This is a genomic window from Variovorax sp. Soil_C_17, assembly GCF_057657265.1.
Genome location: NZ_JBDGIT010000001.1, coordinates 450,489 through 469,904, shown reverse-complemented (window position 1 = coordinate 469,904; position 19,416 = coordinate 450,489). Strand labels below are relative to the sequence as shown.

The 19,416-nt window shown below is 67.4% G+C and carries 21 protein-coding genes; 19 read left to right on the top strand and 2 right to left on the bottom strand.

The features are described 5' to 3' along the window. Positions 1-57 precede the first annotated feature (57 nt). The 4 genes from infA (at position 58) to AC3A6Y_RS02160 (ending at position 2,341) form a co-directional block, all read left to right on the top strand. Entirely contained in the window at positions 58-327 is a 270-nt protein-coding gene (infA, locus tag AC3A6Y_RS02175; RefSeq protein ID WP_086920445.1) for a translation initiation factor IF-1, read from the top strand. An 11-nt stretch (positions 328-338) separates the two neighbouring features. Then, positions 339-1,742: an ATP-dependent RNA helicase DbpA gene (gene dbpA, locus AC3A6Y_RS02170; protein WP_487866587.1), complete on the top strand. Its 1,404-nt coding sequence runs from the start codon at positions 339-341 to the stop codon at positions 1,740-1,742. A 34-nt stretch (positions 1,743-1,776) separates the two neighbouring features. After that, positions 1,777-1,947 carry a hypothetical protein gene (locus tag AC3A6Y_RS02165; protein WP_487844143.1) on the top strand — a complete coding sequence of 57 codons (171 nt, stop codon included), beginning with the start codon at positions 1,777-1,779 and terminating at the stop codon, positions 1,945-1,947. Positions 1,948-2,017: 70 nt separating this feature from the next. Beyond that, complete coding sequence (locus AC3A6Y_RS02160) at positions 2,018-2,341, top strand: hypothetical protein (protein WP_487866586.1); 324 nt, start codon at positions 2,018-2,020, stop codon at positions 2,339-2,341. Positions 2,342-2,354: 13 nt separating this feature from the next. Here the strand turns inward: AC3A6Y_RS02160 and AC3A6Y_RS02155 are convergent, their stop codons facing one another. Then, positions 2,355-2,591: a hypothetical protein gene (locus AC3A6Y_RS02155; RefSeq protein WP_309959580.1), complete on the bottom strand. Its 237-nt coding sequence runs from the start codon at positions 2,589-2,591 to the stop codon at positions 2,355-2,357. A 237-nt stretch (positions 2,592-2,828) separates the two neighbouring features. On the opposite strand from AC3A6Y_RS02155, the gene AC3A6Y_RS02150 reads away from it, so the two are divergent. The 4 genes from AC3A6Y_RS02150 (at position 2,829) to AC3A6Y_RS02135 (ending at position 6,884) form a co-directional block, all read left to right on the top strand. Further along, on the top strand, positions 2,829-3,857 hold the full coding sequence (locus AC3A6Y_RS02150; RefSeq protein ID WP_487844146.1) for a Bug family tripartite tricarboxylate transporter substrate binding protein: 1,029 nt from the start codon (positions 2,829-2,831) through the stop codon (positions 3,855-3,857). Positions 3,858-3,953: 96 nt separating this feature from the next. After that, complete coding sequence (locus AC3A6Y_RS02145; protein ID WP_487866585.1) at positions 3,954-4,475, top strand: tripartite tricarboxylate transporter TctB family protein; 522 nt, start codon at positions 3,954-3,956, stop codon at positions 4,473-4,475. A 21-nt stretch (positions 4,476-4,496) separates the two neighbouring features. Next, positions 4,497-6,026 (top strand): tripartite tricarboxylate transporter permease, encoded by a 1,530-nt coding sequence (locus AC3A6Y_RS02140; protein WP_487866584.1) that lies wholly within the window; start codon positions 4,497-4,499, stop codon positions 6,024-6,026. A 21-nt stretch (positions 6,027-6,047) separates the two neighbouring features. After that, a complete protein-coding gene (locus tag AC3A6Y_RS02135) occupies positions 6,048-6,884 on the top strand; it encodes a cytidylate kinase family protein (RefSeq protein WP_487866583.1) in 837 nt (278 codons plus the stop codon). Between the two features lies 1 nt (position 6,885). Here the strand turns inward: AC3A6Y_RS02135 and AC3A6Y_RS02130 are convergent, their stop codons facing one another. After that, complete coding sequence (locus tag AC3A6Y_RS02130; RefSeq protein ID WP_487866582.1) at positions 6,886-7,494, bottom strand: Crp/Fnr family transcriptional regulator; 609 nt, start codon at positions 7,492-7,494, stop codon at positions 6,886-6,888. 154 nt (positions 7,495-7,648) lie between these two features. On the opposite strand from AC3A6Y_RS02130, the gene oxc reads away from it, so the two are divergent. The 11 genes from oxc (at position 7,649) to AC3A6Y_RS02075 (ending at position 19,369) form a co-directional block, all read left to right on the top strand. Then, complete coding sequence (gene oxc, locus AC3A6Y_RS02125; RefSeq protein WP_487866581.1) at positions 7,649-9,442, top strand: oxalyl-CoA decarboxylase; 1,794 nt, start codon at positions 7,649-7,651, stop codon at positions 9,440-9,442. 25 nt (positions 9,443-9,467) lie between these two features. After that, positions 9,468-10,733, top strand: coding sequence for a formyl-CoA transferase (gene frc, locus AC3A6Y_RS02120; protein WP_487866580.1), 1,266 nt, complete (start codon positions 9,468-9,470; stop codon positions 10,731-10,733). A gap of 21 nt (positions 10,734-10,754) precedes the next feature. Continuing rightward, a complete protein-coding gene (locus AC3A6Y_RS02115; protein WP_487866579.1) occupies positions 10,755-11,195 on the top strand; it encodes a PAS domain-containing protein in 441 nt (146 codons plus the stop codon). Next, the gene (gene frc / locus AC3A6Y_RS02110) at positions 11,192-12,439 is read left to right on the top strand and encodes a formyl-CoA transferase (RefSeq protein ID WP_487866578.1); all 1,248 of its coding nucleotides are present in this window, start codon (positions 11,192-11,194) and stop codon (positions 12,437-12,439) included. The genes AC3A6Y_RS02115 and frc (AC3A6Y_RS02110) overlap by 4 nt, the downstream gene beginning before the upstream one ends. Positions 12,440-12,607: 168 nt before the next feature. Then, positions 12,608-12,943, top strand: coding sequence for an HAD family hydrolase (locus AC3A6Y_RS02105; RefSeq protein ID WP_487866577.1), 336 nt, complete (start codon positions 12,608-12,610; stop codon positions 12,941-12,943). 34 nt (positions 12,944-12,977) lie between these two features. Further along, a complete protein-coding gene (sucC, locus tag AC3A6Y_RS02100; RefSeq protein ID WP_487866576.1) occupies positions 12,978-14,144 on the top strand; it encodes an ADP-forming succinate--CoA ligase subunit beta in 1,167 nt (388 codons plus the stop codon). A 1-nt stretch (position 14,145) separates the two neighbouring features. After that, entirely contained in the window at positions 14,146-15,045 is a 900-nt protein-coding gene (sucD, locus tag AC3A6Y_RS02095) for a succinate--CoA ligase subunit alpha (protein WP_487866575.1), read from the top strand. Between the two features lie 4 nt (positions 15,046-15,049). After that, positions 15,050-15,862, top strand: coding sequence for a fumarylacetoacetate hydrolase family protein (locus tag AC3A6Y_RS02090; RefSeq protein WP_487866574.1), 813 nt, complete (start codon positions 15,050-15,052; stop codon positions 15,860-15,862). Then, the gene (locus AC3A6Y_RS02085; protein WP_487866573.1) at positions 15,859-16,869 is read left to right on the top strand and encodes a 2-dehydropantoate 2-reductase; all 1,011 of its coding nucleotides are present in this window, start codon (positions 15,859-15,861) and stop codon (positions 16,867-16,869) included. Before AC3A6Y_RS02090 ends, AC3A6Y_RS02085 begins: the two co-directional genes overlap by 4 nt. A gap of 10 nt (positions 16,870-16,879) precedes the next feature. Continuing rightward, entirely contained in the window at positions 16,880-18,298 is a 1,419-nt protein-coding gene (gene pyk / locus AC3A6Y_RS02080) for a pyruvate kinase (protein WP_487866572.1), read from the top strand. A gap of 141 nt (positions 18,299-18,439) precedes the next feature. Next, complete coding sequence (locus AC3A6Y_RS02075; protein ID WP_487866571.1) at positions 18,440-19,369, top strand: LysR family transcriptional regulator; 930 nt, start codon at positions 18,440-18,442, stop codon at positions 19,367-19,369. Positions 19,370-19,416 lie beyond the last annotated feature (47 nt).

The following is a 19,416-nucleotide window of genomic DNA, read 5'->3' as shown; positions in this document are numbered from 1 at the left end:
GTGTCGCCTTGCGCAGGCGCCCGATTCGAATCATCCACGCAACATTCAGAGGTCCTCATGCCCAAGGAAGAACTGATCGAAATGAACGGTGCAGTCACCGAAGTGCTGCCCGACTCCCGCTACCGCGTGACCCTTGACAACGGTCATCAGCTGATCGCCTACAGCGGTGGCAAGATGCGCAAGCACCACATCCGCATCCTGGCCGGCGACAAGGTGTCGCTGGAGCTCTCGCCCTACGACCTGACCAAGGGCCGCATCACCTTCCGCCACCTGGAGCGCCGCGGCCCACCGCCGACCGGGGGCAACAACAACGGCCCGCGCCGCTGAGCAGCGCTGCAGTGACCGGTCCCGCCGTCGACTTCTCGACGCTGCCGCTTTCGCCACCCGTGCTGGCGAACCTGCAGCAGCTCGGCTACCTGCAGATGACGCCGATCCAGGCGGCCAGCCTGCCCGTGGCCCTGGCCGGCACGGACCTCATCGCCCAAGCCAAGACCGGCAGCGGCAAGACGGCGGCTTTCGCACTCCCCCTGCTGACGAGGCTCGATGCGCGCCGCTTCGACGTCCAGGCCCTGGTGCTGTGCCCGACGCGCGAACTGGCCGACCAGGTGACGGCCGAAGTCCGCCGCCTCGCCCGCGCCGAGGAGAACATCAAGGTGGTCACCTTGTGCGGCGGCGTCGCGCTGCGCGGGCAGCTGTCCAGCCTGGGGCACGGTGCCCACATCGTGGTCGGCACGCCGGGCCGCGTGCTCGATCACCTGGAGCGCGGCAGTCTGCAGCTCGACGCCCTCTCCACGCTGGTGCTCGACGAGGCCGACCGCATGCTGGACATGGGTTTCCTCGACGACATCGCGACCGTCGTGCGCCAGTGCCCGAAGGAGCGCCAGACCCTCCTCTTCTCCGCCACCTATCCCGAGGGCATCGCCAAGCTCGCCGCGCAGTTCATGAAGAACCCGCAGCAGATCGCCGTGGCGGCGCAGCATGAGGAAGGCCAGATCCGCCAGCGCTGGTACGAGGTGCAGGACAGCGAGCGCCTGCACGCCGTCGGCCTGCTGCTGAACAGTTTCCGTCCGCAGAGCACGCTCGCCTTCTGCAACACCAAGCAGCAGTGCCGCGACCTGGCGCAGGTGCTGCAGGCCCAGGGCTTCAGCGCACTCGCCCTGTTCGGCGAGCTCGAGCAGCGTGAGCGCGACCAGGTGCTGGTGCAGTTCGCCAATCGCAGCTGCTCGGTCCTGGTCGCCACCGACGTGGCCGCGCGGGGACTGGACATCGCACAGCTCGAAGCCGTGATCAACGTCGACGTCACGCCCGACCCCGAGGTCCATGTCCACCGGATCGGCCGCACCGGCCGCGCCGGCGCCGAAGGCCTGGCGCTGAGTCTCGCCAGCCTCGACGAGATGGGCCGCGTCGGCAAGATCGAGCAGTTGCAGGGCCGCGAATGCGAATGGCATCCGCTGGCCGAGCTGGCCTCGGCCGCCAGCGATGCCGAAGGCCCGCTGCAGCCGCCCATGGCCACGCTGCAGATCACGGGCGGGCGCAAGGACAAGATCCGCGCCGGCGACGTGCTGGGCGCGCTCACCGGCGAGGCCGGCTTCACTCGGGAGCAGGTCGGCAAGATCAGCATCAACGAGTTCTCGACCTATGTGGCGGTCGACCGGCGTATCGCGAGCGAGGCCCTGCACAAGCTTTCGACCGGTCGCGTCAAGGGCCGGTCCGTCAAGGTCCGGCTGCTCGATGTGGCCTAATGTCGCCCTTTCCTCTTTTTTCACCGAGCCTTCCATGACCCAGAAGATCCGCACCGAGGCCGACCGCAAGGCCACCCCCCCGCCCGTTCCGATGTCCGGCTACACCCTGCCCAAGATGGGCGGCGGCCAGAAGGTGAGCCTGGAGCGCGGCACCGCGACCCGCAGCAAGAAGAACCCGGGCAAGCGGGCCAAGAAGGGCGGCTGAAGCCCGACCGGCTTCTTCCTTCACACGAACGACGCGCCTACGGGCGCGTTTTTCTTGGGGGCACCAGCGCATGTCCGACGACTACCAGATCCACATCCCGCCTTCCTTCTTCGCGATCTACACCGATGCGCGGCAGCGGCTCGCCGAACCCATCGCCACCGTGCGGGAGCGCTACGAGGTGTGCGAGGACCTCGCCAACCACCTCGTCTCGCACGCGCAGGTGCTGAACCATGTCGAGGTGCCGTCGGAAGCCGAGATCCTCACGCGCATCCATGACGGCCTGAGCACGCCCGAGGCCGGCGTCTCCGCGGCCGAAGCCCGCTGGATCGTCCGGCGGCTGGCGGAACTGCTCGGCTGGAACGGCCAGCCCTTCGAGCACCAGCCCGCCGATTAGGAATTGGCCAGCCTCAGCGCAGCCCGACGCGCGAGGCGTGCCAGCGCAGCACCGCCGCACGCTGCGGGTCGGTGGCCTCGAGGCCATTCGCGCGCTGGTGCAGCGCGCGCATCTCTTCGACTTCTTCGATGATCCTGCCGGGGCTGAACAAGGCGTCGAGCAGCACGCCGGCTTCGTCGGCCAAGGCCTTCAACGTGCCGATCAAGCCGCCGGATGCGCGCGAGCCTGACGAGCGGTCGAGGGCTGACATGCGGGAACTCCTGGATTGCGGGTGGGATGGGGCGATCTTATAGGGTTTACCCGAGACCCCGCCCCCGCAGGGAAACGCAAGCCTTCTCGCGCGCCCATCGCGGGCTAACCCGGATACGCAATCTCAGAAAAGTTGACCATGGTCAAGCCGCCTTTCGCGGCGCGCGCGCAGCATTGCCGCACTGGGATTTCGACTGCGATGCCAAGCAAGAAGAGCGCAGATTCAACAGGAGACAACATGATCGAAAGCATCTTTACGCGCGCCCGGACCCGCGGCACTCAAGCCCTGGCCGCCGCCCTGCTGGCCCTGGCCGGCACCACGCCCGCACTGGCCTGGGAGCCGACCAAACCGGTGGAGTTCGTGATCCCCGCCGGCACCGGCGGCGGGGCCGACCAGATGGCGCGCCTGCTGCAGGGCATCATCATCAAGTACAAGCTGATGAAGGAGCCGCTGATCGTCGTCAACAAGTCGGGCGGCGCCGGCGCCGAAGGCTTTCTCGCGGTGAAAGAGGCCAAGGGCGATCCGCACAAGATCATCATCTCGCTGTCGAACCTGTTCACCACGCCCATGGCCACCGGCGTGCCTTTCAACTACAAGGACATGACGCCGGTCGCCATGCTGGCGCTCGACCAGTTCGTGCTGTGGACCAACGCCGAGCAGCCTTACAAGAGTGCCGGCGAGTACATTGCCGCCGTCAAGGCTGCGGGCCCGAGCAAGTTCAAGATGGCCGGCACCGGCTCCAAGCAGGAAGACCAGATCATCACCGTCGCGCTGGAGAAGGCCACCGGCACCAAGTTCATCTACGTGCCCTTCAAGGGCGGCGGCGAGGTGGCGGTGCAGCTGGTGGGCGGCCACGTGAACTCCACCGTCAACAACCCGATCGAGGCGGTCGCCCAGTGGCGCGCCGGCAAGCTGCGCGCGCTGTGCGTGTTCGACGACGAGCGCATGCCCTTCAAGGCCAAGGTCACCGACACGCAGTCGTGGAACGACATCCCGACCTGCAAGGAAGCCGGTGTGCCGACCAAGTACACCATGCTGCGCGGCATCTTCATGCCCGCCGGCGTGACGCCCGACCAGCTCGCCTTCTACGTGAACCTGCTGACCAAGGTGGCCGAGACGCCCGACTGGAAGGAGTACATGGAGAAGGGCGCCTTCAACCCGACCTTCATGACCGGCGACGCCTTCTCCAAGTGGCTTGCCAGCGCCGAGGTCACGCACCGCACGCTGATGACCGAGGCGGGCTTCCTCGCCGCCAGCGCCAAGTAGCCAGGCAGCAGCGGCAGAGCGCCGCGCGCTCGCGCGGCCGGCCGGAGAGCGGGAAGCCCGCCTCCGATCTTTCTCGACACACACGATGGGGGCTCCATGGAGCACAACGAGAATTCCGACAGCGCGGTGCGCACCGGCGTGCGCACCAACATCGTCGAGGCGGTGGCGGCGGCCCTGCTGCTGATCATCGGCCTGGCCGTGGTCTTCGAGAGCCGCAAGCTGGGCGCGGGCTGGACCACCGATGGTCCCGGCGCCGGCTACTTTCCCTTCTACATTGGCGTGATCATCGTCGTCTCCGGCGCCGGCATCCTCTACCAGGCCTTGCTCGGCAAGAGCCGGAACACCGAGGTCTTCGTCGATTCGGAGCAACTCAAGCGCGTGCTGTCCGTGCTGGTGCCGGCCGTCGTCTACGTGCTGGCCGTCACCTTCCTGGGCCTGTACGTCGCCTCGGCCGTCTACATCGCGCTCTTCATGGTGGTGCTCGGCAAGTACTCCTGGGTGAAGAGCGCGGCCATCGCGTTCGCCGTCAACGCGCTCTTCTTTCTCATGTTCGAAGTCTGGTTCAAGGTGCCGCTCTTCAAGGGCTCGCTCGATCCGCTTCGCTTCCTCGGTTACTGAACTTCACGGAGCGAACCCGAAATGGATGAAATCAGCGCCCTGCTGCAGGGCTTCGCCGTGATCCTGACACCCATGAACATCGTCCTGATGTTCGTCGGGATCATCCTGGGTGTGCTGATCGGCGTGCTGCCCGGACTGGGCGGCGCCAACGGCGTGGCGATCCTGCTGCCGCTCACCTTCACGATGTCGCCGACCTCGGCGATCATCATGCTGTCCTGCATCTACTGGGGCGCGCTGTTCGGCGGGGCGATCACCTCCGTGCTCTTCAACATACCGGGCGAGCCCTGGTCCGTGGCCACCACCTTCGACGGCTACCCGATGGCCCAGCAGGGCAAGGCCGGCGCCGCGCTCACCACTGCCTTCACCTCCTCCTTCGTCGGTGCCTTCCTGGCGGTGGTGATGATCACCTTCCTGGCGCCGCTGGTGGCCAAGTTCGCGCTCAAGTTCGGCTCGCCCGAGTTCTTCGCGGTGTACCTGCTGACCTTCTGCAGCTTCGTCGGCATGGGCAAGGGCTCGCCCTTCAAGATCCTGGCGTCGATGGCGCTGGGCTTCGCACTCGCCAGCGTCGGCATGGACACCGTCACGGGCCAGCTGCGCCTGACCTTCGGCCAGCCCGAGCTGATGCGCGGCTTCGACTTCCTCATCGCCGTGATCGGCCTGTTCGGCATCGGCGAGATCCTGCTGTCGATGGAGGAGGGCCTGAAGTTCTCCGGCAAGAGCGCCAAGATCGATCCCAAGATCGTGTTGCAGACCTGGAAGCAGCTGCCGCAGTACTGGGTCACCTCGCTGCGCAGCTCGCTGATCGGCATCTGGATGGGCATCACGCCCGGCGGCGCCACGCCCGCCTCCTTCATGAGCTATGGCCTGGCCAAGAAGATGTCGAAGAAGGGCCCCAAGTTCGGCACCGGCGAAATGGAGGGCGTGGTCGCGCCCGAGACGGCGGCGCATGCCGCCGGCACCAGCGCGCTGCTGCCGATGCTGGCCCTGGGCATCCCGGGCTCGCCGACGGCGGCCGTGCTGCTGGGCGGCCTGCTCATCTGGGGCCTGCAGCCCGGGCCGCTGCTCTTCGTCGAGCAGAAGGACTTCGTGTGGGGCCTGATCGCCAGCATGTACCTGGGCAACGTCGTCGGCCTGATCGTGGTGCTGAGCACGGTGCCGCTGTTCGCCTCGATCCTGCGTATTCCCTTCTCGATCATCGCGCCGGTGATCATCGTGATCTGCGCCATCGGTGCCTACACCGTGCACAACGCGATGCTCGACATCTGGTTCATGCTCGGCTTCGGCGTGGTGGGCTACGTCTTCAAGAAGCTCGACTTCCCGCTGGCGCCGCTGGTGCTGGCCCTGGTGCTCGGCGACAAGGCCGAGGACTCGTTCCGCCAAGCCATGCTGGTGTCGCAGGGCGACGTCGGGATCATGTGGTCGAACCCGCTGGTGGGCAGCATCACCACGCTGGCACTGACCATGCTGTTCTGGCCGCTGATCTCCAAGGTGCTGGCGATGATCAAGCCAAAAAAAGCTGACGAGTTCGCTGCCGAGCGGCCAGTGGACTGACAGATCGAAGGAGCCAAGCACATGCCCGTGATTGCCATGACCCAGGAGATGGGGTCCCTCGCCAAAGACGTGTCGCTCCGAGTCGCCGACGTGCTCGGCCTGGCCGTGATGCGCCACGAAGCCATCGAGCGTGTGGCCGACCGCGCGCAGGTGTCGACGAGCCTGATCGGCCGGCTGCGCGACGGCAAGGCCGGTCTGGTGGAGCGCCTCACCACCGACAAGCGCAGCGTCGCGCTCTACACGGCGGAAGAGGTGTTTTCGCTGGCCGACGGCGGCGACGTGGTGCTGCGCGGCTGGGGCGCCACCTGCCTGCTGCGCCCGGTGCCGCACGTGGTGTGCGTGCGCATCACCCGTTCGTTGAAGAAGCGCATCGATTGGCTGATGACCCACCTGGACACCGACGACGCCGAGTTCGCCGAGGCCGAGATCCGCCGCAGCGACCACGCGCACGCCGCGCGCATGCACGAGCAGTTCGGCGTGACCTGGGGCGATCCGGTGCTCTACGACCTGGTGCTCAACACCGATCGCGTGTCGGTCGACAGCTGCGCGGAGCAGATCCGGCTGATGACGCAGCGGCCCGAATTTGCGGAGACCCCCGATTCGCGCGCGCTGCTGGCCAACATGGCGCTGGAGGCGCGCGTGCGCGCCGCGCTCAAGGAGCATGCGGACACACGCGACACCAGCATCACGATCCTTGCGAAGCAGGGCGAGGTGAGGCTGCGCGGCATCGTGCTCGATGCCGACGAGCGCGAGCAGGCGGAGAGCGTGGCCGCCGCGGTGCCCGGCGTCTCGGCTGTCGCCAATGAACTGAGGCTGATGACCAGCTCGCGGCGCTTCGCTTCGGCGAAGCAGACCTGAGTCAGATCTTCCCGCGCTTCTTCAGGCGGCTCAGGGTCTCCGCCGAGAGATTGAGGTACGACGCCAGCTCCTTGCTCGGAATCCGGTCCACCAGCTCCGGGTGCTTGCGCATGAAGCGATGCACCCGGCCCGGCGCGTCCAGCAGGTGCAGCGTGATGGTGTGCGCCATGATCTCGCTCATCCCGCGCATCACGCTGAACTCGAACAGCTCCTTGGCTTGCGGGCGACGGGCCAGGAAGGCAATCCATTCCTTCAGCGGCAGGCTGGCCACCCGCGCCTTGGTCACGCACACGATGCCGTAGGGCGTCGGCGTGCCCAGCCGCAGGGCGGCATAGCTGGTCTCCATGTCGAACTCGTCGGCGAAGCGCAAGATCATCTCCTTGCCTTCCGGGTTGCTCACCACCCGCTTGAGGATGCCGTCGAGGATGAAGTACTGCTCCATCTCCCGCACGCCCTGGTGCAGCAGGAAGTCGCCCTTGTTGCCGTCCACGATGGCGAGATGCGCCTCCAGCTCCGCGCGGTCGGATTCGCTCAGGTCCTTCAGCAGGATGTTCTGCCGGAGCTGCGCACGAATGATGTTCTTCTCCGGGTGGTGTTCCAACGTGGTCATGCGTTCGCGTCTTGCCTTCGTTTCGCAACGACACAGGGTCTTCGCGGGGGTGTCGTTTTCCGGAAAGTTGACCCAGGTCAACGGCGGGCGGCCGGGGTCCAAATCATAGTCTGGGCACGGCCACCGGCCATTCCACACGATCACAAGGAGAGACATGTCTTCAGTCATCACAGCCAGGCAGCCAGGCGCAAGCGCCGGCGACGCGGCCGCACGCGCACTTCACAGCGTCCCGCTCGACGACGCCGCGGAGGAACCCAAGCTTACCGACGGCTTCCACCTGGTCATCGATGCGCTGAAGCTCAACGACATCGACACCCTTTTCGCGCTGCCCGGCATCCCGATCACCGACCTCACGCGCATGGCGCAGGCCGAGGGCATGCGAGTGATCTCGTTCCGACACGAGCAGCACGCCGGCAACGCCGCCGCCGCCGCAGGCTTCCTGACGCAGAAGCCCGGCATCTGCCTCACCGTGTCGGCGCCCGGCTTCCTCAACGGCCTCACGGCACTGGCCAACGCCACCACCAACTGCTTCCCGATGATCCTCATCAGCGGTTCCAGCGAGCGCGAGATCGTCGACCTCCAGCAGGGCGACTACGAGGAGATGGACCAGCTCGCCATTGCCAAGCCGCTGTGCAAGGCCGCCTTCCGCGTGCTGCATGCCGAGGACATCGGCGTAGGCATCGCGCGGGCGATCCGCTCGGCGCTCTCGGGCCGCCCGGGCGGCGTGTACCTGGACCTGCCGGCCAAGCTGTTCGCGCAGACCCTGGATGCCGCGGCCGGCAAGAAGTCGCTGATCAAGGTGGTGGACCCGGCGCCGCGCCAGATCCCGGCCGCGGACGCGGTGGCGCGTGCGCTCGAACTGCTCAAGGGCGCGAAGAAGCCGCTGATCCTGCTGGGCAAGGGCGCCGCCTATGCGCAGGCCGACGCCGACATCCGCGCGCTGGTCGAGAAGACCGGCATCCCCTACCTGCCGATGTCGATGGCCAAGGGCCTCCTGCCCGACACCCATGCACAGTCGGCCGCCGCGGCACGTTCCTACGTGCTGCAGGAGGCCGATGTCGTGCTGCTGGTCGGCGCGCGCCTCAACTGGCTGCTCTCGCACGGCAAGGGCAAGACCTGGGGCCAGGACAAGGGCGCCAAGCAGTTCATCCAGATCGACATCGCGCCGACCGAGATCGACAGCAACGTCGCCATCGCCGCGCCGGTGATCGGCGACATCGGCTCCTGCGTGGCGGCGCTGCTCGCCGGCATCGACGGCCAATGGGCCAGGCCGCCGGCCGAATGGACCGGCGCCATCGCCGAGCGCAAGGACAAGAACCTGTCGAAGATGGCCGCCACGCTGGCCGCGAGGCCTTCGCCGATGAGCTTCCAGAGCGCGCTCAGCGTGATCCGCGACCAGGTGAAGGCACGGCCCGATGCGATCGTCGTCAACGAGGGCGCCAACACCCTCGACTTCGCGCGCAGCATCGTCGACATGTACGAGCCGCGCAAGCGCCTCGACGTCGGCACCTGGGGAATCATGGGCATCGGCATGGGCTTCGCCGTCGCCGCGGCCGTGGTCACCGGCAAGCCGGTGATCGCCATCGAAGGCGACAGCGCCTTCGGCTTCAGCGGCATGGAGGTCGAGACCATCTGCCGCTACAACCTGCCGATCTGCGTCGTCGTCTTCAACAACAACGGCGTCTACCGCGGCACCGACGTGAACCCCAGCGGCAGCGCCGACGTGGCGCCGACCGTGTTCGTCAAGAACGCGCGCTACGACAAGCTGATGGAAGCTTTCGGCGGCGTCGGCGTGCACGCCACCACCGCCGACGAGCTGCAGAAGGCCCTGGCCGAAGCCGTCGCCTCCGGCCGTCCGACCCTGATCAACGCCGTCATCGACGAGACCGCCGGCACCGAAAGCGGCCGCATCACCAGCCTCAATCCGAGCACGGCGAAAAAGAAGTAATCCCAGGCAAACCAGGAGCTATCACATGAGCAGCAGCAGCAACAAACCACTCAACGGCATCAAGATCATCGACTTCACCCACGTCCAGGCCGGTCCCGCGTGTACGCAGATGCTGGCCTGGTTCGGGGCCGACGTGATCAAGGTCGAGCGCCCGGGTTCCGGCGACGTGACGCGCACGCAGCTGCGCGACATTCCGGATGTCGATGCGCTGTACTTCACCATGCTCAACAGCAACAAGCGTTCGCTGACGCTGGACACCAAGCAGCCCGAGGGCAAGGTCGTGCTGGAGAAGCTGATCCGCGAATCCGACGTGCTGGTCGAGAACTTCGGCCCGGGCGCGCTCGACCGCATGGGCTTCACCTGGGAGCGCATCCAGGAGCTGAACCCCAAGATGATCGTCGCGTCGGTCAAGGGCTTCAGCGACGGCCATCACTACGACGACCTCAAGGTGTACGAGAACGTCGCGCAGTGCGCCGGCGGCGCCGCCTCCACCACCGGCTTCTGGGACGGCCCGCCGACCGTGAGCGCCGCCGCCCTGGGCGACAGCAACACCGGCATGCACCTGGCGATCGGCATCCTCACGGCCATCATCGGCCGCCAGCAGACGGGCAAGGGGCAGCGCGTCGCCTGCGCGATGCAGGATGCGGTGCTGAACCTCTGCCGCGTGAAGATGCGCGACCAGCTGCGCCTGGACAGGCTCGGCTACCTGGAAGAGTATCCGCAGTACCCGCACGGCACCTTCAGCGACGTGGTGCCGCGCGGCGGCAACGCCGGCGGCGGCGGCCAGCCGGGCTGGGTGCTCAAGTGCAAGGGCTGGGAGACCGACCCCAACGCGTACATCTACTTCACCGTGCAGGGCCACGCCTGGGCGCCGATCTGCGATGCCATCGGCAAGCCCGAATGGAAGACCGATCCCGACTACATGACCGCCAAGGCGCGTCAGCCGCACATCACCCAGATCTTCGCCACCATCGAGGACTGGCTGGCCGACAAGACCAAGTTCGAGGCGGTGGACATCCTGCGCAAGTTCGACATCCCGTGCTCGCCGGTCCTGACGATGAAGGAACTGCTGCACGACGAGTCGCTGCGCAAGAGCGGCTCGATCGTCGAGGTGAAGGGCCACAAGGAGCGCGGCAACTATTTCACCGTCGGCAGCCCCATCAAGTTCTCCGACCTGAAGCCCGAGATCACCCCTTCGCCGCTCCTGGGCGAGCACAGCGAGGAGGTGCTGGCCGAGCTGGGATACTCGAAGGAGCAGATCGCGAGCCTGCGCGAGGCGAAAGCCATCTGAAGGCGGAAAGGGAGCGGCGCCGTGCCATCGAACATTGATTTCAAGCAACTCGTCGAGGGTGCCGGCGATGCCATCCTGGTGTGCGACGCCGAGGGCGCGATCGTGTTCTGGAACGCGGCCGCAGAGCGCATCTTCGGCTTCACCGAAGCCGAGGCCCTGGGCCGCTCGCTGGACCTGATCATTCCCGAGCGCCAGCGCGGGCGGCACTGGGACGGCTATCGCACCACCATGGCCACCGGCATCACCAAGTACGGCGCCGACCTGCTGCGCGTGCCTGCGCTGCACAAGGACGGGCACACGCTGTCGATCGCCTTCACCGTTTCGATGCTGTTCTCCGAGGATCGGAAGGTCACGGGCATTGTCGCGATCGTGCGCGACGAAAGCGCCCGCTTCGCCGAAGATCGCAAGCTGCGCGCCCGGCTGGCCGAGGCCGAGGCCCAACTCAAAGGAGACACACGATGAGCAAGGCCCTCGAAGGCGTCCGCATCCTGGATTTCACCCATGTGCAGTCCGGCCCCACCTGCACCCAGCTGCTGGCCTGGTTCGGCGCCGACGTGATCAAGGTCGAGCGCGCCGGCGAGGGCGACGCGACGCGCGGCCAGCTGCGCGACATCCCCGGCGTGGACAGCCTCTACTTCACGATGCTGAACCACAACAAGCGCTCGATCACGCTGGACACCAAGAAGCCCAAGGGCAAGCAGGTGCTGGACACGCTGATCAAGACCTGCGACGTGCTGGTCGAGAACTTCGCGCCCGGCGCGCTCGACCGCATGGGCATCACCTGGAGCCACATCCAGGACCTCAACCCGCGCATGATCGTGGCGTCGGTCAAGGGCTTCGGGCCGGGCAAGTACGCCGACTGCAAGGTCTACGAGAACGTCGCCCAGTGCGCCGGCGGCGCGGCATCGACGACCGGCTTCGAGGACGGCCCGCCGGTGGTGACCGGCGCGCAGATCGGCGACAGCGGCACCGGCCTGCACCTGGCGCTCGGCATCATGGCAGCGCTCTACCAGCGCAACAGCACCGGGCGCGGCCAGAAGGTGCTGGCGCCGATGCAGGACGCCGTGCTCAACCTCTGCCGCGTGAAAATGCGCGACCAGCAGCGGCTGGAGCGCACCGGCACGCTGCACGAATACCCGCAGTATCCGGACGGCAAGTTCGGCGATGCGGTGCCGCGTGCCGGCAACGCCTCGGGCGGCGGCCAGCCGGGCTCGATCCTGCGCTGCAAGGGCTGGGAGACCGATCCCAACGCCTACATCTACTTCATCACGCAGGGGGCCGTGTGGCCGGCGGTGTGCAAGGTGATCGGCGAAGAGGGCTGGATCGAGGACGAGGCCTACGCCACGCCGGCCGCGCGCCTCCTGCACCTCAAGCCCATCTTCGCGCGCATCGAGCAGTGGACGATGACCAAGACCAAGTTCGAGGCCATGGACATCCTCAACCGCTACGACATTCCCTGCGGGCCGATCCTCTCGATGAAGGAGATCGCCGCGGACGAATCGCTGCGCGAGAGCGGCACCATCGTCGAGGTGGACCACCCGGTGCGGGGCAAGTACCTGACGGTGGGCAATCCCATCAAGCTGTCGGACAGCCCGACCGAGGTGACCCGCTCGCCGCTGCTCGGCGAGCACACCGAGGAAGTGCTGCGGCAACTGGGCTACGGCACGGACGACCTGGCGATGCTGAGGGCAGAAGGCGTGATCTGAGGCGCGCCCGGCCGCCCGGAAGGGCGCGCGAGCCGCACACCCACGCGCCCCATCCATAACTCTTGGCGAATGCTTTCAATAAAATAGTTTCACTGTTATTTATCGATCAGCCCTTCTACATTTTGCCCATGCCGAGCGAATTCAATTCACCCGACCGCGGCATTCAATTTGAAGGAGAAGGTCATGATCAATGATTTGCCAATTCAATACAGGAACGACGAAGTGGAGCGCAATGCCTACAACGCGGCGTTTTACGAATTGGGCTTTCGGTGGCATTGGGATTGCAGCACCTACGAGGCGCTGATGGGCGCGAGCCAGCATCCGGCCGAGCGCATTTGCCACTACCTGGAGACCTGCCAGCCGCATCTGCTGAAGGCCTACGACGCGGCATTCCTGGCCGAGCTCATCCAGCAGAAGAAGGCGCAATACATCCAGCGTTGCGGCGCGGCCGGGTCCAGGCATTTCGACTGGGCGCAGGCCGGCGGCAGCGAACTCGGCATTTGAAATTCGTCCGACACCCGCTCGACTGCGCGCCGCCATGAATATCCACGAATACCAGGGCAAGGAGATGCTGCGCAAGTACGGCGTGGCGACGCCCCGTGGATTCGTCTGCCGATCCTGCGACGAGGCGGCCGATGCGGCCATGCAGTTGGGCGGCGAGGCCTGGGTCCTCAAGGCGCAGATCCATGCCGGCGGGCGCGGCCAGGGCGGCGGCGTGAAGATCGCACGCTCACTTGCGCAGGTCCGCCAGCACGCCAGGCACCTGCTCGGCATGCGCCTGCGCACGCATCAGACCGGCCCCGAGGGGCGCGTGGTGAAGCGGCTGCTGGTCGAAGAGGCCGTCGACATCGGCCGGGAGTTCTACCTGGGCCTCGTGGTCGACCGCGAGGCGCAGCGCGTCGCCCTGATGGCCTCGAGCGAAGGTGGCGTGGACATCGAGACGGTGGCCGCCCGCTCGCCGGACAAGATCCACAAGCTCTGCATCGACCCCGGTGCGGGCCTGCGCTCCGCGCAGGCCGATGCAGTCGCCCGCGGCATCGGACTTCCGGAAAAAGCGATTCCGCAGGCGCGCGCCGTGATGCAGAGCCTCTACCGCGCCTTCGACGACTGCGATGCCTCGCTGGCCGAGATCAATCCGCTGGTGCTGACCGGCGACGGACGCGTGCTCGCGCTGGACGCCAAGTTCGATTTCGATGCGAACGCGCTCTTCCGCCATCCGGAACTCGCTGCGTTGCGCGACCTCGACGAAGAGGACCCGGCCGAGGTCGAGGCCTCGAAGTTCGAGCTGGCCTACATCCCGCTGGACGGCAACATCGGCTGCCTCGTCAACGGCGCCGGCCTGGCGATGGCGACCATGGACGTGATCCGGCTCTACGGCGGATCGCCCGCCAACTTCCTCGACGTGGGCGGCGGCGCGACGGCCGAGAAGGTGACCGAGGCCTTCAAGCTGATGCTGCGCAGCCCGCGCCTGGCGGCGATCCTGGTCAACATCTTCGGCGGCATCATGAAGTGCGACCTGATCGCGCAGGGCGTCATCGCCGCCGCGCGCGAGGTCGGGCTCAAGGTGCCGATGGTGGTGCGCATGAAGGGCACGCGCGAGAAGGAAGGCCGGGCCCTGCTCGCGCAATCGGGCCTGCCGATCGTGAGCGCACACGACATGGCGGACGCGGCCGAGCTGGTCGTCGCTGCCGCAAGGAGCCGTTGAGATGTCGATCCTCGTCAGCCGCAGCACCCGCGTGATCACGCAGGGCATCACCGGCAAGACCGCGCGCTTGCACACCGCGATGTGCCGCGAGTACGGCAACGGCCGCAAATGCTTCGTCGCGGGCGTGAACCCCCACAAGGCCGGCGAATCGCTGGACGGCATCCCGGTCTACGGCACCGTCCGGGAGGCGAAGGAGCGCACCGGCGCGACCGTCTCGGTGATCTACGTGCCGCCACCCTTCGCGGCCGCGGCCATCGACGAGGCGGTCGATGCGGGGCTCGACCTGGTGATCTGCATCACCGAGGGCATCCCGGTGCGCGACATGATCCGCACTCGCCACCGCATGCAGGGCCGCAAGACCTTGCTGCTGGGCCCCAACTGCCCGGGCCTGATCACGCCCGACGAGATCAAGATCGGCATCATGCCCGGCCACATCCACCAGCGCGGCCGCATCGGCGTGGTCTCGCGCTCCGGTACGCTGACCTACGAGGCCGCCAGCCAGCTCGCGGCCTTCGGCATCGGCCAGTCGACGGTGGTCGGCATCGGCGGCGACCCGGTCGGCGGGCTCGCCCACATCGACGTGCTGAAGCTCTTCAACGACGACCCGCACACCGACGCCGTGGTCATGGTCGGCGAGATCGGCGGCGACGCCGAGGAGCGCTGTGCGCGCTGGATCAAGGAGCACATGCGCAAGCCGGTGGTCGGCTTCATCGCCGGCGCCAGCGCGCCGCCGGGCAAGCGCATGGGCCATGCGGGCGCCATCGTCTCCGGCGGCCGGGGCACGGCGGAGGCCAAGCTGGCGGTGATGAAGGAATGCGGCATCCACGTCACCCGCAATCCCGCGGACATCGGAAAGCTGCTCGCATCGCTGGTCATTCCCGACTACCTCCCTTTCGACTGAAAACATGCAGCAATCGCAACGATGGATCCGCTTCGAACGCGCCGGCAAGCCGGGCTTCGGCACGCTGGACGGCAAGCATGTGCGCGAGCACCGCGGCGACATGTTCGCCGCGCCCGAGCCGACCGGCAGCGTGTTCGCGCTGAACGAGCTCAAGCCGCTCACGCCTACCCAGCCCACCAAGGTCATCGCGCTGTGGAACAACTTCCACGCGCTCGGCGAGAAGCTCCAGCTGCCGGTGCCGGCCGAGCCGCTGTACCTGCTGAAGGCGCCCAACTCCTTCCTCGCCGCCGGCGAGCCCATCCGCAAGCCGCTGTGCGAAGGCAAGGTGGTGTTCGAGGGCGAGCTCGGCATCGTCATCGGCAAGACCTGCACCGCGGTGCCCGAGGACCAGGCGCTCGATCACGTGTTCGGCTACACCTGCGCCAACGACGTGACCGTGGCGGACATCCTCAACCGCGACGCCTCCTTCGCCCAATGGGCGCGCGCCAAGGGCTTCGACACCTTCTGCCCCATGGGCCCGGTGGTGGCCACCGGGCTCGACCCCGCGACGCTCACCGTGACCACGCTGCTCGATGGCGCGGCGCGCCAGCACTATCCCATCAGCGACATGCGCTTTTCTGTGCCGCAGCTGGTCAGCCTGATCTCCGCCGACATGACGCTGCATCCCGGCGACGTGATCCTGTGCGGTACCTCGGTCGGCGTCGGCTCGATGAAGCCCGGCAGCCTGGTCGAGGTCGAGATCAACGGCATCGGCAGGCTGAGCAACCGCTTCGGCCAGCGCATCGGAGAGATTCAACACTTCCAAGGATCGACATGAAGATAGCAGTGATAGGCGCCGGCGCGATCGGCGGCCTGGTCGGAGCGAAGCTCGCACTGGCCGGCGAGGACGTGAGCTTCATCGTGCGGGGAGCGAACCTCGATGCCATCGCGACGAACGGCATCCGGCTCATCTCCGCCGAGGGCGAGGAGCAGGTGGCGCGCAACGTCAAGGCCACCGACCGCTACGACCAGGCCGGCCCGCAGGACATCGTCGTCCTGGCGATGAAGGCGCACCAGGTCGAGGCCGTGGCGAACGAGGTGCCCAAGCTCTTCGGGCCCGAGACCGTGGTGGTGACGATGCAGAACGGCATCCCGTACTGGTACTTCCACAAACACGGCGGACCGCTCGAAGGGAGCACGGTGAAGAGCGTCGACCCGCACGGCGTGGTCGCCGCCAGAATCCCGGCGGAGCGGGTCATCGGCTGCGTGGTCTACCCCGCCTCGGAGCTGGTGGCGCCGGGCGTGGTCAAGCACATCGAAGGCGACCGTTTCCCCGTCGGCGAACTGGACGGCAGCTCGAGCGATCGCGTGCAGCGCGTCTCGGCCTGCTTCGGCGAGGCGGGCTTCAAGGCGCCCGTGCTCGACAACATCCGTGCCGAGATCTGGCTCAAGCTGTGGGGCAATCTCACCTTCAATCCCATCAGCAGCCTGTCGCATTCCACGCTGGTCGACATCTGCCAGTACCCGCCCTCGCGCGAGCTCGCCGCCGCGATGATGCGCGAAGCGCAGGCGGTCGCGCACAAGCTCGGCATCGAGTTCCGCGTGTCGCTGGACAAGCGCATCGCCGGTGCCGAGAAGGTGGGCAAGCACAAGACCTCGATGCTGCAGGACGTGGAGGCCGGGCGCGCGCCCGAGATCGATGCGCTGGTCGGCGCCGTGGTCGAGCTGGCCCGGCTCACCGAGACCCCGACACCGCACATCGACACCGTCTACTCGCTGGTCAAGCTGCTGGCCCGCACGATGGAAGACCAGCGCGGCCGGGTGCGTCTGCACGAGATGGCCTGAAGCGATTGCCATGAGACGCACCCGCCGCGCCCGCATCGTCGCCACGCTCGGCCCGGCCAGCTCGGACGAGGCCGCCATTCGCGCCCTGTTCGAGCGCGGCGTGGATGTGTTCCGGCTCAACTTCAGCCACGGCACGCAATCCGACCATGCGCGGCGGCTGGAAATCATCCGTGCGCTGGAGCAGGAGTCCGGCCGCGCGATCGGCGTGTTGCTGGACCTCCAGGGCCCCAAGCTGCGCCTCGGCACCTTCGATGGCGGTCGCGTTCAGCTCGAGGCCGGTGCACGCTTGCGCCTCGACATGGACCGCACGCCGGGCGATGTGCGCCGCGCACCGCTGCCGCACCCGGAGATCTTTGCCGCGCTGCAGGACGGCACCGAGCTGCTGCTCGACGACGGCAAGCTCAGGCTGCGCGTGGAGCGCCATGGCGCCGACTTCGCCGAGACCACCGTGCTCGTCGGCGGGCCGATCTCCGACCGCAAGGGCGTCAACGTACCGAGCGTGCTGCTGCCCCTCTCGCCGCTGACGCCCAAGGACCGCGACGACCTCGACTTCGGCCTCGCGCTGGGCGTGGACTGGGTGGCGCTGTCCTTCGTGCAGCGGCCCGAGGACATCGAGGAGGCGCGCGCCCTCATCGGCGGCCGCGCCTGGATCATGGCCAAGCTCGAGAAGCCGGCGGCGATCGAGCACCTGGAGGGCATCGTCGCGCTGTCCGACGGCATCATGGTCGCCCGCGGCGACCTCGGCGTGGAGCTGCCGCCCGAGCAGGTGCCGCAGCTGCAGCGCCGCATCGTGCGTGCCTGCCGCCAGGCGGGCAAGCCGGTGGTGGTGGCGACGCAGATGCTCGAATCGATGATCGCCGCGCCGGTGCCCACGCGTGCCGAGGTCTCCGACGTTGCCACGGCGGTCTACGACGGCGTGGACGCGGTGATGCTGTCCGCCGAATCCGCCTCGGGCCGATACCCGCTGGAAGCGGTCGCGATGATGGACCGCATCATTGCCCGCGTGGAGGCGGACCCGTCGTACCGCAGCGGCATCGACGCCACGCATGCCGCTGCGCAGGCGACCACGGCCGACGCCGTTTGCGCCTCGCTGCGCGATGTGGCGGCGCTGCTCGCGCCGGCCGCCACCGTGACCTACACCTCCTCGGGCTTCACCAGCCTGCGCGCGGCCCGCGAGCGGCCCGCGGTGCCGATCCTGAGCCTCACGCCGGACATCGTCAGCGCACGCCGCATGGCGATGGTGTGGGGCGTGCATGCGGTGCTGGTCGACGACGTCCACGATGTCGCGGAGATGATCGTGCGAGCGTGTCGCGCCGCGCGCACCGAAGGCTTCGCGAACCCGGGCGATCACGTGGTGGTCGTCGCGGGCCTGCCCTTCGGGCAATCCGGAACCACCAACCTGCTGCACGTCGCACGCATCCCGCGTTGAAAGCCGGCGTCCCGGTCGCCAAGACAGCATGGGCTGCAACTGGGTTCGCAAATGCGATTCGATGAGTGTGCCGATGTTTTCTCCAGCAAGCACGCATCGTTCCGCCACATTGACGCGCGCCGGCACGCTTACATTTCCCGGATGAAGAACGCGACCCTGCGCCAGTTGAAGGTCTTCGAGGCGGTCGCGCGGCTCCTGAGCTTTTCGCGCGCGGCAGAGGAGCTCCACCTCACGCAGCCGGCCGTCTCGACCCAGATCCGCAAGCTCGAGGAGCATGCCGGCAACGTGCTGTTCGAGCAGTTCGGCAAGAAGATCTACCTGACGCCGGCCGGCACCGAGCTGCTCGGGATCAGCCGCGCCATCATCCAGCAGTTCGAGACGGCCGAGCATGCGATGACGCAGTTCCAGGGCATCTCGGGCGGCCGGCTCAACGTGGGCGTGATCAGCGCGGGCGACTATTTCTTTCCGCGCCTGCTGGTGGAGTTCGCCGGCCGCCATCGCGGGGTGACGCTGAACTTCACCGTCCACAACCGCGCGGGCCTTCTGACGCACATCGCCGAGAACCTCACCGACCTGGCGATCATGGTGCGGCCGCCAGCCGGCATGGACACGGTGCACCAGGCTTTCGCACCGCATCCGTATGTGATCGTCGCGGCGCCGCACCATCCGCTGGTCGGCGCAAAGAGCATCCCGCTGGCCACCCTGATGCGCGAGCGCTTCGTCGTGCGCGAGAAGGGCTCCGACACCTGGCACTCGATGGAGGAGGGCTTCGGCGGTGACCTGCGCGGTCTCAACATCGCAATGGAGATCCGCAGCACCGAGACCATCAAGCAGGCCGTGATCGCCGGCATGGGCGTGAGCTTCCTGTCGGCCCACACCATCAGCCAGGAGCTGCGCGCCGGCAGCCTGTGCGTGCTCGACGTGCAGGGCTTTCCGCTGATGCTGAACTGGTACGTGGTGCACCTGCGCACCAAGCGCCTGCCGCCGGTGGCGCAGGCCTTCAAGGACTTTCTGGTGAGCGACGGCGCGGCGCTGATCGCGCAGATCGTGCCGCTCGACACGCCGCACTAGCGCGCCGCACACGCAATACCACGAGGGTGCCGGCGTCGCATTCCCGG

Excerpts from the sequence above, each read along its gene's own strand:
- infA (WP_086920445.1), top strand. The coding sequence starts at position 58 with ATGCCCAAGGAAGAACTGATCGAAATGAACGGTGCAGTCACCGAAGTG.
- AC3A6Y_RS02165 (WP_487844143.1), top strand. The coding sequence starts at position 1,777 with ATGACCCAGAAGATCCGCACCGAGGCCGACCGCAAGGCCACCCCCCCG.
- AC3A6Y_RS02160 (WP_487866586.1), top strand. The coding sequence starts at position 2,018 with ATGTCCGACGACTACCAGATCCACATCCCGCCTTCCTTCTTCGCGATC.
- AC3A6Y_RS02155 (WP_309959580.1), bottom strand. The coding sequence starts at position 2,591 with ATGTCAGCCCTCGACCGCTCGTCAGGCTCGCGCGCATCCGGCGGCTTG.
- AC3A6Y_RS02150 (WP_487844146.1), top strand. The coding sequence starts at position 2,829 with ATGATCGAAAGCATCTTTACGCGCGCCCGGACCCGCGGCACTCAAGCC.
- AC3A6Y_RS02145 (WP_487866585.1), top strand. The coding sequence starts at position 3,954 with ATGGAGCACAACGAGAATTCCGACAGCGCGGTGCGCACCGGCGTGCGC.
- AC3A6Y_RS02140 (WP_487866584.1), top strand. The coding sequence starts at position 4,497 with ATGGATGAAATCAGCGCCCTGCTGCAGGGCTTCGCCGTGATCCTGACA.
- AC3A6Y_RS02135 (WP_487866583.1), top strand. The coding sequence starts at position 6,048 with ATGCCCGTGATTGCCATGACCCAGGAGATGGGGTCCCTCGCCAAAGAC.
- AC3A6Y_RS02130 (WP_487866582.1), bottom strand. The coding sequence starts at position 7,494 with ATGACCACGTTGGAACACCACCCGGAGAAGAACATCATTCGTGCGCAG.
- oxc (WP_487866581.1), top strand. The coding sequence starts at position 7,649 with ATGTCTTCAGTCATCACAGCCAGGCAGCCAGGCGCAAGCGCCGGCGAC.
- frc (WP_487866580.1), top strand. The coding sequence starts at position 9,468 with ATGAGCAGCAGCAGCAACAAACCACTCAACGGCATCAAGATCATCGAC.
- frc (WP_487866578.1), top strand. The coding sequence starts at position 11,192 with ATGAGCAAGGCCCTCGAAGGCGTCCGCATCCTGGATTTCACCCATGTG.
- sucC (WP_487866576.1), top strand. The coding sequence starts at position 12,978 with ATGAATATCCACGAATACCAGGGCAAGGAGATGCTGCGCAAGTACGGC.
- sucD (WP_487866575.1), top strand. The coding sequence starts at position 14,146 with ATGTCGATCCTCGTCAGCCGCAGCACCCGCGTGATCACGCAGGGCATC.
- AC3A6Y_RS02090 (WP_487866574.1), top strand. The coding sequence starts at position 15,050 with ATGCAGCAATCGCAACGATGGATCCGCTTCGAACGCGCCGGCAAGCCG.
- AC3A6Y_RS02085 (WP_487866573.1), top strand. The coding sequence starts at position 15,859 with ATGAAGATAGCAGTGATAGGCGCCGGCGCGATCGGCGGCCTGGTCGGA.
- pyk (WP_487866572.1), top strand. The coding sequence starts at position 16,880 with ATGAGACGCACCCGCCGCGCCCGCATCGTCGCCACGCTCGGCCCGGCC.
- AC3A6Y_RS02075 (WP_487866571.1), top strand. The coding sequence starts at position 18,440 with ATGAAGAACGCGACCCTGCGCCAGTTGAAGGTCTTCGAGGCGGTCGCG.